The 18,013-nt window shown below is 65.5% G+C and carries 15 protein-coding genes and 1 tRNA gene; 8 read left to right on the top strand and 8 right to left on the bottom strand.

Annotated elements, in window-relative coordinates; genetic code table 11:
- Window positions 1-274: 274 nt before the first annotated feature.
- From UU9_RS13290 to UU9_RS13320, 7 genes are all read right to left on the bottom strand, one after another.
- Window positions 275-367 (bottom strand) — tRNA-Ser (locus tag UU9_RS13290).
- Window positions 368-436: 69 nt separating this feature from the next.
- Window positions 437-646, bottom strand: coding sequence for a carbon storage regulator CsrA (gene csrA, locus UU9_RS13295; protein ID WP_007082275.1), 210 nt, complete (start codon window positions 644-646; stop codon window positions 437-439).
- 273 nt (window positions 647-919) lie between these two features.
- A complete protein-coding gene (alaS, locus tag UU9_RS13300; protein WP_007082276.1) occupies window positions 920-3,547 on the bottom strand; it encodes an alanine--tRNA ligase in 2,628 nt (875 codons plus the stop codon).
- A 77-nt stretch (window positions 3,548-3,624) separates the two neighbouring features.
- On the bottom strand, window positions 3,625-4,131 hold the full coding sequence (locus tag UU9_RS13305) for a regulatory protein RecX (RefSeq protein ID WP_007082277.1): 507 nt from the start codon (window positions 4,129-4,131) through the stop codon (window positions 3,625-3,627).
- Between the two features lie 223 nt (window positions 4,132-4,354).
- Window positions 4,355-5,392, bottom strand: a complete 1,038-nt coding sequence (recA, locus tag UU9_RS13310; protein WP_007082278.1) for a recombinase RecA — start codon at window positions 5,390-5,392, stop codon at window positions 4,355-4,357.
- 117 nt (window positions 5,393-5,509) lie between these two features.
- On the bottom strand, window positions 5,510-6,019 hold the full coding sequence (locus UU9_RS13315) for a CinA family protein (protein WP_007082279.1): 510 nt from the start codon (window positions 6,017-6,019) through the stop codon (window positions 5,510-5,512).
- 98 nt (window positions 6,020-6,117) lie between these two features.
- Complete coding sequence (locus tag UU9_RS13320; RefSeq protein WP_007082280.1) at window positions 6,118-6,969, bottom strand: LytTR family DNA-binding domain-containing protein; 852 nt, start codon at window positions 6,967-6,969, stop codon at window positions 6,118-6,120.
- Window positions 6,970-7,109: 140 nt separating this feature from the next.
- Here UU9_RS13320 and UU9_RS13325 point away from each other — a divergent pair, with 140 nt between their 5' ends.
- Window positions 7,110-8,921, top strand: coding sequence for an FAD-binding oxidoreductase (locus tag UU9_RS13325; protein WP_007082281.1), 1,812 nt, complete (start codon window positions 7,110-7,112; stop codon window positions 8,919-8,921).
- A gap of 106 nt (window positions 8,922-9,027) precedes the next feature.
- Window positions 9,028-11,571 carry a DNA mismatch repair protein MutS gene (gene mutS / locus UU9_RS13330; RefSeq protein WP_007082282.1) on the top strand — a complete coding sequence of 848 codons (2,544 nt, stop codon included), beginning with the start codon at window positions 9,028-9,030 and terminating at the stop codon, window positions 11,569-11,571.
- A gap of 200 nt (window positions 11,572-11,771) precedes the next feature.
- Here mutS and UU9_RS13335 read toward each other — a convergent pair whose 3' ends face one another.
- Window positions 11,772-12,167 (bottom strand): RNA-binding S4 domain-containing protein, encoded by a 396-nt coding sequence (locus tag UU9_RS13335; protein ID WP_040671047.1) that lies wholly within the window; start codon window positions 12,165-12,167, stop codon window positions 11,772-11,774.
- Window positions 12,168-12,280: 113 nt separating this feature from the next.
- On the opposite strand from UU9_RS13335, the gene UU9_RS13340 reads away from it, so the two are divergent.
- The 6 genes from UU9_RS13340 (at window position 12,281) to UU9_RS18420 (ending at window position 17,935) form a co-directional block, all read left to right on the top strand.
- Window positions 12,281-13,264: a PhoH family protein gene (locus tag UU9_RS13340; protein WP_007082284.1), complete on the top strand. Its 984-nt coding sequence runs from the start codon at window positions 12,281-12,283 to the stop codon at window positions 13,262-13,264.
- A 35-nt stretch (window positions 13,265-13,299) separates the two neighbouring features.
- The gene (gene ybeY, locus UU9_RS13345; protein ID WP_050982450.1) at window positions 13,300-13,821 is read left to right on the top strand and encodes an rRNA maturation RNase YbeY; all 522 of its coding nucleotides are present in this window, start codon (window positions 13,300-13,302) and stop codon (window positions 13,819-13,821) included.
- Between the two features lie 196 nt (window positions 13,822-14,017).
- Entirely contained in the window at window positions 14,018-14,863 is an 846-nt protein-coding gene (locus tag UU9_RS13350) for a CorC family transporter (protein WP_007082286.1), read from the top strand.
- Window positions 14,864-14,990: 127 nt separating this feature from the next.
- Window positions 14,991-16,202: a lipoprotein N-acyltransferase Lnb domain-containing protein gene (locus UU9_RS13355; RefSeq protein ID WP_007082287.1), complete on the top strand. Its 1,212-nt coding sequence runs from the start codon at window positions 14,991-14,993 to the stop codon at window positions 16,200-16,202.
- 43 nt (window positions 16,203-16,245) lie between these two features.
- The gene (gene corA, locus UU9_RS13360) at window positions 16,246-17,262 is read left to right on the top strand and encodes a magnesium/cobalt transporter CorA (protein ID WP_007082288.1); all 1,017 of its coding nucleotides are present in this window, start codon (window positions 16,246-16,248) and stop codon (window positions 17,260-17,262) included.
- Between the two features lie 406 nt (window positions 17,263-17,668).
- Window positions 17,669-17,935 (top strand): transposase, encoded by a 267-nt coding sequence (locus tag UU9_RS18420; protein WP_237710287.1) that lies wholly within the window; start codon window positions 17,669-17,671, stop codon window positions 17,933-17,935.
- The last annotated feature ends 78 nt before the right edge of the window (window positions 17,936-18,013 follow it).

Genomic DNA, 18,013 nt, shown 5'->3' on the forward strand with positions numbered 1-18,013 from the left:
CCAGGATGGGCCGAATAACCCGAGAGGGTTCGTCCACACATCTCTCTCCGCCAGATACGCAAAACGCCGCCTCGGTGTGCTGCACTGTTGCGTGAGGTCCGCGGGGATTGTTGGGCCCATCCATGGGCCCAACCCCTTCGCGCTGCGCGCTGCGGGGCCAGCCTTCGGCTGTCCAAATTCGCTCCCGGCGAATTTGTCGAACCCGAGAGGGTTCGTCCACACCTCTCTCTCCGCCAGATACGCAAAACGCCCCTTTCGGGGCGTTTTGCGTATCTGGCGGAGAGAGAGGGATTCGAACCCTCGATAAGGCTTTTGACCCTATACTCCCTTAGCAGGGGAGCCCCTTCAGCCGCTCGGGCATCTCTCCGGGTTTTTCGCCGCATTGCTGCGGAGCCGGCAAGGATACTGACCGGCGGGGTCGAGGTAAAGTCTTAATTCAATGGTCGTGTTCGGCGGGCTCGCCAGGCGTGCTGCCAGCGTCGTTTTCGCCCTTGATCCGCTGATAGATTTCTTCGCGGTGGACGGCGACGGTCTTGGGCGCGTTGATACCGATACGCACCTGATTGCCCTTTACTCCGAGAACGGTAACGGTCACCTCGTCGCCGATCATCAGGGTTTCACCGACCCTGCGGGTCAGAATCAACATGATTTTGCTACTCCATTAATGCTGTTGTTCACAGGCCTGCGGTGGGAAGGAACCTCACCCCTGAGCTCCTCGTTGCGCAGTTCGACGATTGATCCGTCGAAGGCCCTCTCGCCTTCCCGGCTCACAGCCAAAACACTCCATGGCGTCCTGACTGGCGACCCCACCGTTACCGGTGGCGCCGACACTGTCATTGATACTAACTGAGCGTCATTACCGCGCGCAATGCGCGGCAACAGTAACTAATGGCATAGGCAAGCTCGCGTTCATGCTGGCTTATTGGGCCGATACCCATTTCGGCAAAGCAGCCAACAAGGCAGGCAACCCGGGCGCATCGGAACCACCACCCTGCGCCATGTCGGCACGCCCGCCACCCTTGCCGTCGATCTGTGCCGCGACGTGAGCGACGACGTTGCCCGCCTTGATCCGCTGCAGTGCCTTGCCGTGCACGCCGGCGATCAGCGACACCCTGCCGTCGGCGGCGCCAGCCAGCAGAACGACGCAATCGCCGAGCTGCTGCTTGAGCTGGTCGACGCTGTCGCGCAGCGACTTGGCATCCAGCCCTTCCAGCCGTGCCGCCACCACCTTGATGCCGTCGATATCGACGGCACTGCCGGCCAGGTCGGCGGTGGCGGAACCAGCGGCCTTGCTGCGCAGCGCATCCAGTTCGCGCTCGAGCTTTTTCTGGCGATCGAACAGCTGGCGCAACTTTTCGACAGCGTCGTCACCACTGCTGGAAAGCAGGTGCGCGAACTCGGCCAGGCGACGCTCTTCGTCCGCCACCCAGGCCAGCGCGCCGGCGCCGGTCACGGCTTCGATACGTCGCACACCGGAGGCCACGCCCGCTTCGCTGGTGATCTTGAACAGGCCGATGTCGCCGGTGCGATCCACATGGGTGCCACCGCACAGTTCGGTGGAAAAATCGCCCATCTTCAGCACGCGCACTTCGTCGCCGTATTTCTCGCCGAACAACGCCATCGCGCCAAACTCGATCGCGTCGTCGTAGCCCATGTTGTGGATTTCCGCGGCGGCGTTGCGGCGTACTTCGGCATTGACCATCGCCTCGACCCGCTGCAACTCATCCGCGCTCATCGGCTTGAAGTGGGAGAAGTCGAAACGCAGCCGCTCCGGCGCCACCAGCGACCCCTTCTGCGCCACGTGATCGCCCAGCACCTGGCGCAACGCCGCGTGCAGCAAATGGGTGGCCGAATGATTGAGCACGATCGCCTGTCGCCGCGTGGCATCCACGCGAGGCGCCAGCAGATCGCCGGTACGCAATGGCTGCGCGCCATGCCAACGGCCGGCGTGACCGAAGAACACGCCGCCCATCTTCAAGGTGTCGTCGACCTCGAAACGGCCTTGGGCGTGGATCAGTTCGCCCTGATCGCCCACCTGGCCACCGGATTCGGCATAGAACGGGGTGCGGTCGAGTATCAGCAAACCCTCTTCGCCCTCGCCCAATTGATCCAACTGGCAACCATCACGAACGATGCCAAGCAGCTTGCTTCCCTCGCTCTGCAACGCCTCGTAACCCAGGAATACGGTGGGTTTCAGCTGACTGGCCAGCTCGGCCGGCATCTGCCCCTTCGCCTCGAAACGACCCGCGGCGCGGGCGCGCTGGCGCTGGGCGTCCATGGCTTGTTCAAAGCCGTCCATGTCCACATCGAGTCCGCGCTCGCGCGCGATGTCGGCGGTGAGATCGACCGGGAAACCGTAGGTGTCGTACAACCGGAATGCATCCTCGCCGGCGATCGTGCCGGTGGACTTCTGCGCCACCTCATCGAACACGCGCATGCCGTGCTCAAGCGTCTCGCCGAAGCGATGCTCCTCGGTGCGCAGGGCGTCCTCGACGAACGCCTGTTTCGTGGCAAGCTCCGGATACGCCGCGCCCATTTCCTCGACCAGCGGCGCGACCATCTTCCAGAAGAAATCACCGCGCACGCCGAGCATCCAGCCATGGCGCAGGGCGCGGCGGATGATGCGGCGCAGGACATAGCCGCGACCTTCGTTGGATGGCAGCACGCCATCGACGATCAGGAAGGAGCAGGCGCGGATGTGGTCGGCGATGACGCGCAGCGACTTGTTGGCAAGATCGGCCGTGCCGGTGAACTCGCCCGCTGCGCGGATCAGGTTGGCGAACAGGTCGATTTCGTAGTTTGAATGCACGTGCTGGAGCACCGCGGCGAGCCGCTCCAGGCCCATGCCGGTATCCACGCAGGGTGCCGGCAGCGGGCTCAGCGTGCCATCGGGCGCGCGGTCGAACTGCATGAACACCAGGTTCCAGATCTCGATGTAGCGGTCGCCATCCTCGTCCGGCGAACCCGGCGGGCCACCGGCGATGTTCTCGCCATGATCGAAGAAAATCTCCGTGCACGGACCGCAGGGGCCGGTGTCGGCCATCTGCCAGAAATTGTCGGACGCATACGGCGCGCCCTTGTTGTCGCCGATGCGCACGATGCGCTCGGCCGGCACGCCGATTTCCTTGTTCCAGATGTCGAACGCTTCGTCGTCGGTCTGGTACACGGTGACCCACAACTTGTCGGCCGGCAGCTTGAACACACCGGTCAGCAATTCCCATGCAAACACGATCGCATCGCGCTTGAAGTAATCGCCGAACGACCAGTTGCCCAGCATCTCGAAAAACGTGTGGTGGCGGGCGGTGTAGCCGACGGCGTCGAGATCGTTGTGCTTGCCGCCCGCGCGCAGGCAACGCTGCACATCGGCGGCGCGGACATAGCCCGGTTTTTCGCTGCCCAGGAACACGTTCTTGAACTGCACCATGCCGGAGTTGGTGAACAGCAGCGTGGGGTCGCTGGAGGGCACCAGCGAACTGGACGGCACGATGGTGTGGCCCTTGGCGCGGAAGTAATCGAGGAAGGTGGAGCGGATTTCGGAGGTTTTCATGCGGATCAGGAATGGCGGACGACAAAAGGCCACACCGTGACGCGCCCCGGCGGATTCTCCATGATCCCGCGGGGGTTTCAGGAAATATCGTCGGCGGCTTCGTCCACATCGGCGTGGGTAACACGTCGTACTGTGGCGGCGGCAAAGCCGCGGCGCAAGAGGAATTGCGCCCGGCGATTGCGTTCGGCAGGGTCGGATGTGCCCGCGCCGCCGTAGCGGCGGCGCAGTTGCGCGGCGGCGGAAGCGTCCCAGTCGACCTCGGCCTCATCCATCAATTCGCGGATGCGGGCATCGGCCAGGCCGTGGCTTTTCAGCTCCACCCGCAGGCGCATCGGGCCGTAACCCTGGCTGATACGGCTGCGCAGCAGTACTTCGGCGAAGCGGTCGTCATCCTGGTAGTGCTGCTCGCCCAGGCGATCGATGGCGTCGGTGGTTTCCTCGCCTTCGTAACCGCCCTGGCGAAGCTTGGTTTTCAATTCCTTGCGCGAATGCTCGCGGCGCGCCAGCAGCCCCAGCGCCTTGTCGTAGGCGCTGCGTTTGGGCTTGGCGGGATCATCCGGGCCGGGACGGCGTTTCATGGGCATGCGAGCGAATACCTGATCAGAGCGAATTCCCCCAACCGTTCGCCCTGAGCGTAAGCCCGCAGGGCTGAAGTCGAAGGACAGCCCTTCGACTCCGCTGCGCTACGCTCAGGGCGAACGGCTGGGGTGCCCCGGAGTGCCGTATTGAGGCCGGGCAGCGAGGTGAAACGCACATGGCCCGGACGAGCCGGGCCATGTGCTGCAGTGTGTCGCTGCCGGTCAGGGATCACGCTTCCTCGAGTGCCTCTTCCGCGGCGGCCGCGGCGGGCTTGCCGACCGGCACCAACAGGCGCTCGCGCAGCAGGCGGTCGATCTCGTTGGTCATGTCCGGATGTTCGCGCATGTACTGGCGCACGTTCTCCTTGCCCTGGCCGATGCGGTCGCCGTTGTAGCTGTACCAGGCGCCGGATTTCTCGATCAGGTTCTGCGCCACGCCCAGCTCGATGATCTCGCCTTCGCGCGAGGTGCCTTCGCCATAGAGGATCTCGAACTCGCACTGGCGGAACGGCGGCGCGACCTTGTTCTTGACCACCTTGACGCGGGTTTCCGAGCCGATGATCTCGTCGCCGCGCTTGACCGCGCCGATGCGGCGGATGTCCAGGCGCACCGAGGCGTAGAACTTCAGCGCGTTGCCGCCGGTGGTGGTTTCCGGGCTGCCGAACATCACGCCGATCTTCATGCGGATCTGGTTGATGAAGATCACCAGGGTGCCGGATTTCTTGATGTTGGCGGTGAGCTTGCGCAGCGCCTGGCTCATCAGGCGGGCATGCAGGCCGACGTGGGAGTCGCCCATCTCGCCTTCGATTTCCGCCTTCGGGGTCAGTGCGGCGACGGAGTCGACCACCACCATGTCGACCGCGCCCGAGCGCACCAGCATGTCGGCGATTTCCAGCGCCTGTTCGCCGGTGTCCGGCTGCGATACCAGCAGGTCGTCGACCTTGACGCCCAGCTTCTCCGCATAGGTAGGGTCGAGCGCATGCTCGGCATCGATGAATGCGGCGGTGCCGCCGGCGCGCTGGCAGCTGGCGATCGCCTGCAGCGTCATGGTGGTCTTGCCGGACGATTCCGGCCCGTAGATCTCGACCACACGGCCGCGCGGCAGGCCGCCGACGCCGAGGGCGATATCGAGACCCAGCGAACCGGTGGACACCGTCTCGATGGCTTCGTTGACGCGATCGCCCATGCGCATGATGGCGCCCTTGCCGAACTGCTTTTCGATCTGGCCGAGGGCGGAGGTGAGCGCCTTGCGCTTGTTGTCATCCATCGTAGGTATTCCGGTTGGGCTGTGAATGGAAGCATGATGCCCGGGCGGTGTCTCACGGGCTGCGATAAGGGTTCATTATCCCACACCGGTCAAGCCGGCCTGGCGGCCCACGTCGCCCTATTCCGTCAGCGTTTTGCGCAAACCCTTGAGCGCCGCCGCCACGGTTTGTCGTCGCACTGCCTCGCGGTCGCCGGAAAACCGGAAAACCTGCGCATGGGCGTAGCCGCCGCGGCGTTTCCAGCCGATCCAGACGGTGCCGACGGGTTTGTCCGCGGTGCCGCCCGACGGCCCGGCGATACCGGTCACCGCCACCGCAACGCCCGCGCCGAGGCGCGCCAACGCGCCGGAAACCATCTCCAGCACCGTCTCCTCGCTGACCGCGCCGGTCTGTTCCAGCGTGTGCGGATTGACACCCAGCAAGGCCTCCTTGGCCTCGTAACTGTAGGTGACCACGCCGGCATGAAACCAGGCCGAACTGCCCTCCAGGTCGGTCAACGTCTTGGCCACCCAGCCGCCGGTGCAGGACTCCGCCGTCACCAGCATCAGCCGATGCTGCAATACCTCGGCGGCCACCTCGGCGGCCAGCGCCATCAATTGGGCGTCGGTGGGAATGGACGACAATTCCATGCAACTCTCCGAACGGGAATGCGCGGTGCCGCGCACGGACACGCTGTTCTACCCGCTCAAGGCGATCACGCCAAGCCCCATCCCGTCCGATACCGCCATCAACTGTCGAAACGCTCGCGCAAGCTGGCGCGATAGCGGCGACTGCAGGGGATCGTGGTGCCATCGCGCAGCGTCAGGCGAGCGTCGCCCGTATCCAGCGGTTCGATCTGCACGAGGTAATCGAGGTTCACGAAATAGCTGCGATGCACCCGTGCAAAGCGCTCGGGATGCAGCCGCTCGCTGATCGCCGCCATGGTCGTGCGCAGCGGATAATCACGACCTCGCACATGCAGGTTCACGTAATTGCCCGAGGCCTGCAGCCACTCCACCTCGCTGGCGTTCAACAGGAATTCCCGGCCCAGCTTGCGCACCAGGAAGCGGTCGGGGCGATCGACCGGCTCCGCCGCCTGCCCCTCATCGGGCTCGACCAGCAGCCGCGCCTCACCCTGCCAGCGCATGAGCCACAGCCGCGACAGGCAGATCAGCGCGATGATCAGGAAATAGGTACGGATGTCCTTCAGGTATTCGTAGCCCCACTGTGCCCCGAAAAGGTAATGGGAACCGGCCAGTGCATAGGCCAGCTTGCGCAGCGCCACCATGCCGGCCACGTGCACCACGCTGAACGGGATCGTGGCCAGCAGGTGCAGCGGCAGACTGCGCCGCCAGGTGTCGAAGCGGACGGGCCACCGGCGCTCCAGCGCCACCACCAGCGGAATCAGCGCCAGGATCAGCAGCGAGCTGCTGCATTCCCACAACCACGGCTCCCACGCAGCCGTGCGCGCATGGTCGATCCGCGCGACCAGGCCGTTGAACACCGTATTGAGGACGGTCAGCGTCACCCAGAAGCCGACTTCGATGGGCCGCCGCCAGCGCTGGAAGTCGCGGAAATCGAAATGCGGCTGCTCGTTCATGCGCGGATTCTACGCAAAGCATCCCGCACCGTCCCCGCCGTCCGCGATACGTCACCGGGGCGGATCGATTGGTCACTTTGCCAGCGATGACGCGCCTTCGCTGGCGCACCATGGCCACTTCTCCCGCGCCGGACATTCCCATGCATCGCCGTGACCTGCTCAAGGCCGTCCTGGCCGCCCCGCTCCTTTCGCTGTTGCCGGCCCAGCGCCTGCTGGCCAGTACCCGCGAACTCGTACCGCGCCTGCGGCGCAAGGTTCGCCCCGGCGAACCGGGCTGGCCCAGCGATGCACGTTGGGACGAACTGCGGCGAAAAACCGGAGGTCGCCTGCAGAAACTGCAATCGCCATTCGATCCTGAAGCGCCCGCGGCCGTCAGGGCGGAGGCAGTGAAACATTTGAAGAATCCCTTCTACCTCGGCGACCAGCCCGCGCTGACCCAGACCAGCGGCTGGGCCGACGCGTGGCTATCCCGGCCCAGCGTCTATGCGGTGGCCGCCGAGACGGCCGCCGACGTCGCCGCGGCCGTCGACTTCGCCCGCGAGCACCGGCTGCGGCTGGTGGTGAAAGGCGGCGGCCACAGCTACCAGGGCACGTCCGACGCGCCCGACTCGCTGCTGGTATGGACGCGACACATGAACCAGGTGCAGATGCACGACGACTTCGTTCCACGCGACAGCGCCGTAGCACCCCAACCGGCGGTGAGCGTGGGCGCCGGCGCCATGTGGATCGATGCGTATTCCGAAGTAACCACGCGCAGCGGCCGCTACGTGCAAGGTGGCGGCTGCACCACGGTGGGCGTGGCGGGGCTGGTGCAGAGCGGTGGTTTCGGCAGTTTTTCCAAGCGCTGGGGCACAGCCGCGGGCAACCTGCTGGAGGCCGAAGTGGTCACGGCCGATGGCCGGATCCGCGTGGTCAATGAAAACCGGGACCCCGACCTGTTCTGGGCGATCAAGGGCGGTGGTGGCGGCAGCCTGGGCGTGGTGACGCGGCTGACGCTGCGTACGTTCGCGTTGCCCGAGTTCTTCGGCGGCGCGTTCGGTCGCATCAAGGCGTCCTCGCCTGCCGCGTTTCGCGCCCTGATCGCCGAGGCGATGCGTTTCTACCGCGATGCGCTGTTCAACCCGCACTGGGGCGAGCAGATGACGCTGGGCGGTGGCGACACCCTGACCATCTCCATGGTGTTCCAAGGGCTGACCAAGGCCGAGGCGGAAACCTGCTGGGCGCCGTTCATGGCGTGGGTGACGGCGCGCCCGGACTACACCGTCGTCGAACCGCTGACGGTACTGGCCCTGCCGGCGCGGCATTTCTGGGACGCTGAATTTTTCCGCCAGCATGCGCCTGGCCTGATGGTGGACGACGACCGCGCTGGCGCACCCGACAACCACGTGCTGTGGGCCGGCGACCAAGGCCAGGTCGGCTGGTTCATCCATGCCTACCAGTCGACCTGGCTGCCCGCCACCCTGCTCGAAACAGAAACGAAGCTGGTCGACGCCCTGTTCGACGCCTCGCAGGCATGGGACGTGGGGCTTCACTTCAACAAGGGCCTGGCCGGCGGCGCGCCCGATGCGATCGAGCGAGCCCGCAACACGGCCACGCACCCGGACGTACTGGGCGCGTTTGCGCTGGCGATCATCGGCGGCAGCGGCGGTCCCGCCTACCCCGGCCTGCACCGCACTCCGCCCGATCTGGCCAAGGCCCGGCGCGACGCCGCCGCCGTGGACAAGGCCATGGACGCGCTGCGGAAGGTGGCGCCGGACGCCGGGTCCTACGTGTCGGAAAGCGACTATTTCCTGCGCGACTGGCAACAGCGCTTCTGGGGCGCGAACCACCCGCGGTTGGCGCGCACCAAGCGGCGCCACGATCCCGATGGGCTGTTCGTGGTGCACCACGGCGTGGGCAGCGAGGCATGGAGTGCCGATGGCTTCGTGCCCAACACGGGCAGCCCGGGCTGAAGCGCGGCGGGACGAAACAACGGGCGGCCAGAGCGGCTACGATGGCACCCCCAACGTCGACCGCCACTGCACAAAGAACGCGCTCTTGAAAGAACACACACCCTTCATGCGCCAATACCTCGCGGCCAAGGCCGAGCACCCGGACGTGCTGCTGTTCTTCCGCATGGGCGATTTCTACGAGCTGTTCTACGACGACGCACGCAAGGCGGCGCGGCTGCTGGACATCACACTGACCCAGCGCGGGCAATCCGCCGGTGCACCGATTCCGATGGCCGGCGTGCCGTACCACGCCGCGGAAAATTACCTGGCGCGGCTGGTGCGGCTGGGCGAGTCGGTGGCGATCTGCGAGCAGATGGGCGACCCGGCGCAGGCCAAGGGCATCGTCGAGCGCAAGGTGGTGCGCATCATCACGCCGGGCACAGTGACCGATGCGGCGCTATTGGAGGATCGGCGCGACAACCTGTTGCTGGCCATCCACGCTGGTCACAACCACGCCTACGGCCTGGCCTGGGTCGACCTTTCCAGCGGCCGCTTCCTGCTCAGCGAAGTGCCCACCGCCGAAGCGCTGGCCGCCGAACTGGCGCGGCTGCAACCGGCCGAGACGCTGGTGTGCGAGGACGTGACCTGGCCGCGCATGGTCAGCACCCTGCCCGGCCTGCGCAAACGTCCACCGTGGCATTTCGATGTGGATGCGGCGCGGCGCGAATTGAACCGCTTCTTCCGCACCAGCGGCCTCGGCGGCTTCGGCGTCGATGGCCTGCCGCTTGGCCTGGCCGCCGCCGGCTGCCTGCTCGGCTATATCGAGGAAACCCAGAAAAGCGCGCTGCCGCACCTCACCGGCATGGCGGTGGAAGCAGCCAGCGAAACCATCGCGCTGGACGCCGCCACCCGGCGCAACCTGGAGCTGGACACCCACCCCAGCGGCCGCACCGAACACACCTTGCTGGGCGTGCTCGACGAAAGCGTGACGCCGATGGGCGCCCGCGCGCTGCGCCGCTGGCTGACCCGCCCGCTGCGCTCGCGCGACGTGTTGCGCCGTCGCCACCAGGCCATCGGCAGCTTGATCGACGGCCGCCGCCACGAACCGCTGCGCGAACAACTGCGCGGCATCGGCGACCTGGAACGCATCCTGGCCCGGGTAGCGCTGCGTTCCGCGCGGCCACGCGACCTGTCCACCCTGCGCGATGGTCTGGCCACCGCGCCGCAGTTGCGCCAGCAGATCGCCGCGATGGACAGCCCACTGTTGCGCGACCTGATCGAACGCATCGGCGACCACGCGCAAACCGCCGACCTGCTCGCCCGCGCCATCGTGCCGCAACCGCCCGTACTGCAGCGCGACGGCGGCATCATCGCCGAGGGCTACGACGCCGAACTCGATGAACTGCGCCGGCTGTCCACCCACGCCGACCAGTACCTGGTGGAACTGGAAGAACGCGAAAAAGCCGCCAGCGGCATCGGCACGCTGAAGGTCGGCTACAACCGCGTGCACGGCTATTACATCGAGATCAGCAAGGCGCAGTCGGACAAGGCGCCCACGCATTACACGCGGCGGCAGACCACCAAAAACGCCGAGCGCTACATCACCGAGGAGTTGAAGAACTTCGAGGACAAGGTGCTCTCGGCGAAGGAACGCTCGCTGATGCGCGAGCGCGCGCTGTACGAGGCGCTGCTCGACACCCTCACCGAAACGCTGGAACCACTGAAATCCGCCGCCGCGGCCATCGCCGAACTCGATGTGCTGGCCACGCTGGCCGAACGCGCCGAGGCCTTGGACTGGAGCGCCCCGCAGCTCACCGACGAACCCGGCATCGCGATCGAGCGCGGCCGTCATCCCGTCGTGGAAAAAGTACGCGACGAACCGTTCGAGCCGAACGACCTGATCCTCGATGACAACCGCCGCATGCTGGTGATCACCGGCCCCAACATGGGCGGCAAAAGTACGTACATGCGGCAGAACGCGCTGATCGTGCTGCTGGCCCACATCGGCAGCTATGTGCCCGCGACGCGCGCCGTGATCGGCCCGATCGACCGCATCTTCACCCGCATCGGCGCCGGCGACGACCTCTCGCGCGGCCAGTCCACCTTCATGGTGGAGATGAGCGAAACGGCCAACATCCTGCACAACGCCACGGAAAACAGCCTGGTGCTGATGGACGAGGTGGGCCGCGGCACCAGCACCTACGACGGCCTCTCGCTGGCCCGTGCCGCCGCCGTGCACCTGGGCCAGCACAGCCGCGCCTATACCTTGTTCGCCACGCATTATTTCGAGTTGACCGAACTGGCCAGCACCTATCCCGGCATCGCCAACGTGCACCTGGACGCCGTGGAGTACGGTGAGCAACTGGTGTTCATGCATGCGGTGAAGGAAGGCCCCGCCAACCGCAGCTTTGGCTTGCAAGTGGCGGCGCTGGCCGGGCTGCCGAAATCCGTGATCGCCGATGCGCGGCGTACGCTGGCGGAGCTGGAGCGAGGCATGCATCAGCATGCTGGTTCGCCTGCGGCGGCGCCGGAGACTTCGCCGCAACTCGGGCTGTTCACGGCGGCGGCGCCGTCAGCGGTGGAGCGGGCGCTGGAGGAGATCGATCCGGATGCCATGACGCCGCGCGAGGCGTTGGAGGCGTTGTATCGGTTGAAGTCGCTGTCGGATTGAAGAGCGCCCTCTTCCGCCCTTCGGGCACCTTCTCCCGCAAGCGGGAGAAGGGAATCATCGAGTTTATTGGACGCTGTTGGCTGCACGCTCCGAATCAGCACGAGCCAGCAACGCATTCCGTCCGGGCAGCCAGCTCCCTTCTCCCGCTTCGCGGGAGAAGGTGCCCGACAGGGCGGATGAGGGCCGCTCTTCGCCCGACCTCACCGCCCATCCTTCATCCGCCGCAAATCCTGCCGCGCATGCTTGTCCGGCCGCTTCAGCGGCCCGTTCATGCCAACCAGCCGGCGCTGTTCCCGCGCCGCCTCGCGCAGCGCCACGCTCGCCTCGGTCTCGCGATACCACGTCTGCGCCACCGCCGCCGGCCCACGCTTGTCGCCCAGCGCCAGCACATCCACTTCCAGCTTTTCCTCGCCGCGGGTGATCTTCAGGCGGTCGCCCGCGTGCAGCATCCGGGCCGGTTTGCAGCCGGCGTCGTTGACGTGGATCTTGCCACCGTCGATGGCCTGCTTGGCCAGGCTGCGGGTCTTGAAGAAGCGCGCGGCCCATAGCCACACGTCCACGCGCACTTCGGTCATCGGGGCTTGCGGGGAATTCATGTCGTCATTGTGCGGCGTTCCGCGATCACCGCAACCGCCACGCTTCTCGACGGCGCCGCCACGCGCATCAGTTATCCTGACCGCCCCTTTTCCGCGGCTACGTATCGCCCGACATGACCAACGGCCTCAACCAGCGCGATTTCACCCTCGATCCCGAAGACAACGCCCGACTGGCCAACCTGTCCGGCCCGTTCGACGAGCACCTGCGCCAGATCGAATTGCGCCTGGGCGTGGAGATCAATCATCGCGGCAGCATCTTCCAGGTCATCGGCGATGACGCGGCCAGCCGCGCCGCGGAGAAAGTACTGCGCGCGCTGTACGCCTGCACCGAGGACGAGTCGCTGACCGGCGCCCGCATCAACCTGCACCTGGCCGAATCGGGCGTCGATGCGATCACCGCCGACGTGGCGGAAAACACGCCCGAAGTGCTGATCAAGGTGAAACGCGGCCTGATCAAGGGCCGCGGCGCCAACCAGGAACGCTACTTGCACGCCATCGCCACGCACGACATCAATTTCGGCGTGGGCCCGGCCGGCACCGGCAAGACCTACCTGGCGGTGGCCAGCGCGGTCGAGGCGCTGGAGGCCAATCGGGTGCAGCGCCTGCTGCTGGTGCGTCCGGCAGTCGAGGCCGGTGAAAAACTGGGCTTTTTGCCGGGTGACCTGTCGCAGAAGGTCGATCCCTACCTGCGCCCGCTGTACGACGCGCTGTACGAAATGCTGGGTTTCGAGCGGGTGGCCAAACTGATCGAGCGCAACGTGATCGAGATCGCCCCGCTGGCCTATATGCGCGGGCGCACCCTCAACGATTCGTACGTGATCCTGGACGAAGCGCAGAACACCACCGTCGAGCAGATGAAGATGTTCCTTACCCGCATCGGCTTCGGCACGGTGGCGGTGATCACCGGCGACGTCACCCAGGTCGACCTGCCGCGCCAGACCAAGTCCGGTCTGCGCCAGGCGGTGGAAGTGCTGCGCGACGTCAACGGCATCAGCTTCACCTTCTTCACCTCGCGCGACGTGGTGCGCCATCCGCTGGTGGCGAAAATCGTGCGTGCCTACGAGGCGTTCGAACAAAAGGATGGGGACAGCGAATGAGCCGCCGTGCCGCTGTGGGAGCGACTTCAGTCGCGATGGCTCGCAAGCCAGAAGCATCGCGACTGAAGTCGCTCCCACAAGTCGCGCTGGAACCTGCGCAAGTACATGTGGGTTATGCGGTACCGCGCGCGGGCGTGCCCGCGGCGGCCAGCTTTCGGCGTTGGGTGGCGGCGGCGTTGCGCGGCGCACGGCGGCGCAAGCCGGCCGAGCTGTCGATCCGCATCGTCGACACGGACGAAGGCCGCGCGCTGAACCGCGACTACCGCGGCAAGGATTACGCCACCAACGTGCTGTCATTCCCCGCCGATTTGCCGCCGGGCGTGGCACTGCCACTGATCGGCGACCTGGCGATCTGCGCGCCGGTGGTGGCGCGCGAAGCGGCCGAACAGGGCAAGCCGCCGCGCGACCATTGGGCGCACCTCACCGTGCATGGCGTGTTGCATCTGCTGGGCCACGACCACATCGAGGAGGCGCAGGCCGAGGCCATGGAGGCGCTGGAAACCCGCATCCTGGCGGGCCTGGGCATCCGCGATCCCTACACCCCCGTTCAGGGATAATCGATGGAAGGCCGTCATTCCAGCGAAAGCTGGAATCCAGTGCCTTAGCTTCAGGTGTGGAGTCGCTGGATCCCAGCTTTCGCTGGGATGACGGCTAAAAAGGGGAGGCGTCGGGAATGCCTGGCCACCTGAACCATCGAAAATTTTCCGCTAGAATCGGCCTTCCGCCCGTTTTCGGGCTGAATTCAAACGAGTAATGAACGACGACCCTGGTAGTACCAGCGGCCCGGCCCACCGTACCTGGTGGGATCGACTGGGCCATCTTTTTTCCGGCGAAGCCCGCAACCGCGACGAACTGCTCGACGAACTGCGCGCCGCCCAGACCAACGGATTGCTTTCCGTTGACACCCTCACCATGGTCGAGGGTGCGATCAAGGTCACCGAACTGAGCGTGGACGATGTGATGGTGCCGCGCGCGCAGATCGTGATGATCGCCGCCGAATCCACCCTCCCCGACATCCTTGCCGCCGTGGTCGAATCGGGCCACTCGCGCTTCCCCGTGCATGGCGAGGACAAGGACGAAATCCTGGGCATCCTGCTGGCCAAGGATCTGCTGAAATTCTTCGGCAACGGCACCGATTTCGACATCCGCGCCATCCTGCGCCCCGCCGTGCTGATTCCCGAATCGATGCGGTTGAACGTGCTTCTCGCCGAGTTCCGGCTGTCGCGCAACCACATGGCGCTGGTGGTGAACGAGTACGGCGGCGTGGCCGGGCTGATCACCATCGAGGACGTGCTGGAACAGATCGTGGGCGAGATCGACGACGAACACGACGACGAGGAAGAACCCGTCCTCATGTACGCCCAACCCGGCGGCGACTGGCTGGTGAGCGCACTGACCCCGATCGAGGATTTCAACGAGCAGACCGGCGCCGCGTTCTCCGACGAGGAGTACGACACCGTCGGCGGCCTGGTCACCTCCGAGTTCGGTCACCTGCCGGAAGTGGACGAGGAAGTGGCCATCGACGATTACCTGTTCCACGTCACCCAGGCCGATGACCGCCGCGTGCAGCAGTTCCGCGTCATCCGCCAGGCCGAGTGAATTCCTGCAGGCGCCGCCCCTGTGGGAGCGGCTTCAGTCGCGATGCTCTTGCCGGATCAGCGAAAAGCATCGCGACTGAAGTCGCTCCCACAAGTATCGCCTCATCTATAGCTACCGGAACCACGCGATGACACCCCTGCGCCACATCACCCTCGCGCTCTTCATCGCCATGTCGTGGCTGCTGGCCTCGCCCACCCACGCCAGCGTCGCCAACGCCCCGGCGGCCAATCTGGAGATCGCGCTGGTCACCTACGGCCCGGGCGAAACCTACTGGGAGCGCTTCGGCCACGACGCGCTGCAGGTACGCGACACGGTCTCGGGTGAGTCGGTCAATTTCAATTACGGCGAGTTCGATTTCGACCAGGAAAATTTCTTCCTGAACTTCGCCCGCGGCCGCATGAACTACATGATGGGCGCGGCGTTCAGCGACATCGACGAAAGCTATTACATCGAAACCGGCCGCTCGATCACCCGCCAGCGCCTGGCGCTGACAACGGCGCAGGCCGGTGCACTGCGCGATTTCCTGCTGTGGAACCTGCGCCCGGAAAACCGCCACTACGGCTACGACTACTACATCGACAACTGCGCCACGCGGGTACGCGATGCGCTGAATCGGGCACTGGGTGGCGCGTTGAAAGCGCAGCTGGCGGCGCGCCCCGGTGGCATGACCTACCGCCAACAAACGCTGCGCCTGATGAGCAACCAGCCCGCGCTGATGCTGGTGCTCGACCTGGGCCTGGGGCCGTACGCCGATCACCCGCTGACGCTGTGGCAGGAGAGCTTCATACCGATGGTGTTCCAGCGCGCCGTCGAAAACGTGCGCATCGGCGACGGCAAGGGTGGCTGGCAACCGCTGGTGTCGGACAGCCGCATCGTGTCGGCGAACCGCCTCGACACACCACCGGCCAGCGCGCCCGACCTGCGCGGGCCGCTGGCGCTGGCGGGCTTGGCTATCGCCGCGCTGATGCTGCTGGCGCGACGTTTCTGGCCCACCGGATTCACCCTGCTGGGGATGCTCTACGCGCTGGCCGCCGGATTCGTGGGGTGGGTGTTGCTGGTGTTGTGGACGCTGACCGCGCACCACTCGGCCTGGGCCAACGCCAACCTGCTGCTGTTCAATCCGCTGGCCTGGCTGCTGTTGCCTTCGCTGTGGCGTGCGCGCCGTGGAATAACCCCATCGCGTTTCATCGACGGCGTGATCGCGATGCAACTGCTGGCCACGATCGTCGCGGTCGTGCTGCACCTGCTACCCGGCGTGGTGCAGCAGAACCAGCCCTGGCTGCTGTTTGCGCTGCCGATCTGGCTGATGCTGGCCTGGCGTCTGCGCCGTCCCGTCTGAACGTTTCATTGCCCCACCTGGAGCAGCGGGGCATCATGCGTCGATGAACCTCGCCACGCCGCCCGTTGCCCCGTCCACGCCGCCCGACCAGCAAGTGGTCAACTGCATCGCCTATCGGCGCGATGGCCAACGCATCGGCGAGATCACGCTGGATGAAATCAGCGACGTGCTGGCGCAGCCCGACACCTTCGTCTGGGTTGGCTTGTATGAGCCCGATGAAACGCTGCTGGAAAAAATGCAGGAGGAGTTCGGCCTGCACGACCTGGCCATCGAGGACGCGCACAACGCGCATCAGCGCACCAAGCTGGAAACCTATGGCGACTCGCTGTTTCTGGTGGTGCAGACCGCCCAGCTCACAGGCGGTGAGCTGACCTTCGGCGAAACGCATATCTTTCTCGGCCCGCGCTACCTGGTGACCGTGCGGCACGGCGCATCGATGTCGTACGCGCCCGCGCGTCGCACCTGCGAGCACACCCCCGAACTGCTGGCACTCGGGCCCAGCTACGGTCTCTACAGCGTGCTCGACTTCATCGTCGACAACCTGCTGCCGATCGTGCGCGACTTTCGCGAAGAGCTGCAGCAACTGGAACAGGACATCTTCGCCGAAACCTTCAAGCGCACCACCGTGCGGCGCCTGTACGACATGCAACGCGACCTGATGACCCTGCGCCTGGCGGTGGCACCGCTGCAGGACATCATCAGCCAGCTGGTGCGACTGCACCCCAACCTCATTCCCGACAAGCTGCGCGCCTATTTCCGCGACGTCTACGACCACGTATTCCGCGTCAACGAATCGATCAGCGCCATGCGCGAAATGCTCAGCGCCGCCATCAACGTCAACCTCTCGCTGGTCACCTTCGGCCAGAACGAGGTCATGAAAAAACTCGCCGGCTGGGCCGCCATGCTGGCCGCGCCCACCCTGCTCACCAGCTGGTACGGCATGAACTTCACCCACATGCCCGAACTCAGCCGACCCTGGGCCTACCCCGCCATCATCGTGGTCATGGGCTGCATCGTGGGCGGCATCTATGTGGGGTTGAAGCGGGCGAAGTGGTTGTAGGGGACAGGGTTGTGGGAGCGGCTTCAGCCGCGATGCTTTGTTTTGAAGCTTCGATGCAAGGGCATCGCGACTGAAGTCGCTCCCACAAGGTCTCGGCCTGTGGGAGCGACTTCAGTCGCGATGCCCTACCCGCAAAACCGCCAACAGCCACAAGCCTCTCAGCAAGCCGCGCAAGACGGCATGCTCGTCCATGGTGCAGATTTGCCCCATGCCAACCTTTCCCATCTCAGGCTCCTTCCATCTGCGCCGTGGCCGCCGATCCATACCAAGCCAGCTCTACTTGGTCACCACTATCACGCCGCAATGCAAGCCCCACTTTCTCAACACCGAGCCCGCCCGAACAACCGTGCGCAGCATGTCGTCGGTGGATCTGTGGTTTCCAAGCCACTGCCTGTGTTGGGTATTGATGCCCGACCACTGGCACGGCTTGATCGAGTTAGGCGCAGGCAAGAGCCTGTCGTCGACCATGCAGCGCGTCAAAGGCGCCACGGCGCGCATCGTCGGCCAAAGCTGCACATTCGACGGATCGCTCTGGGACAAGGGGTTTCACGACCGCCCTGCGTCGAGACGAATCCATCGAAAAGGCGGCCCGCTACATCATCGCCAATCCGGTGCGGGCCGGGTTGGTGGGAGACCCCATGGATTATCCCTATTGGGATGCCTGGTTCCTTGATGGCGAATCCTGAGGCTGATCTGCTGTGTCCCGGGGGGCTTCTGTGGGAGCGACTTCAGTCGCGATGCTCTTGTTTTG

This window comes from Rhodanobacter fulvus Jip2 (assembly GCF_000264315.1).
GTDB classification, from domain to species: Bacteria; Pseudomonadota; Gammaproteobacteria; order Xanthomonadales; family Rhodanobacteraceae; genus Rhodanobacter; species Rhodanobacter fulvus.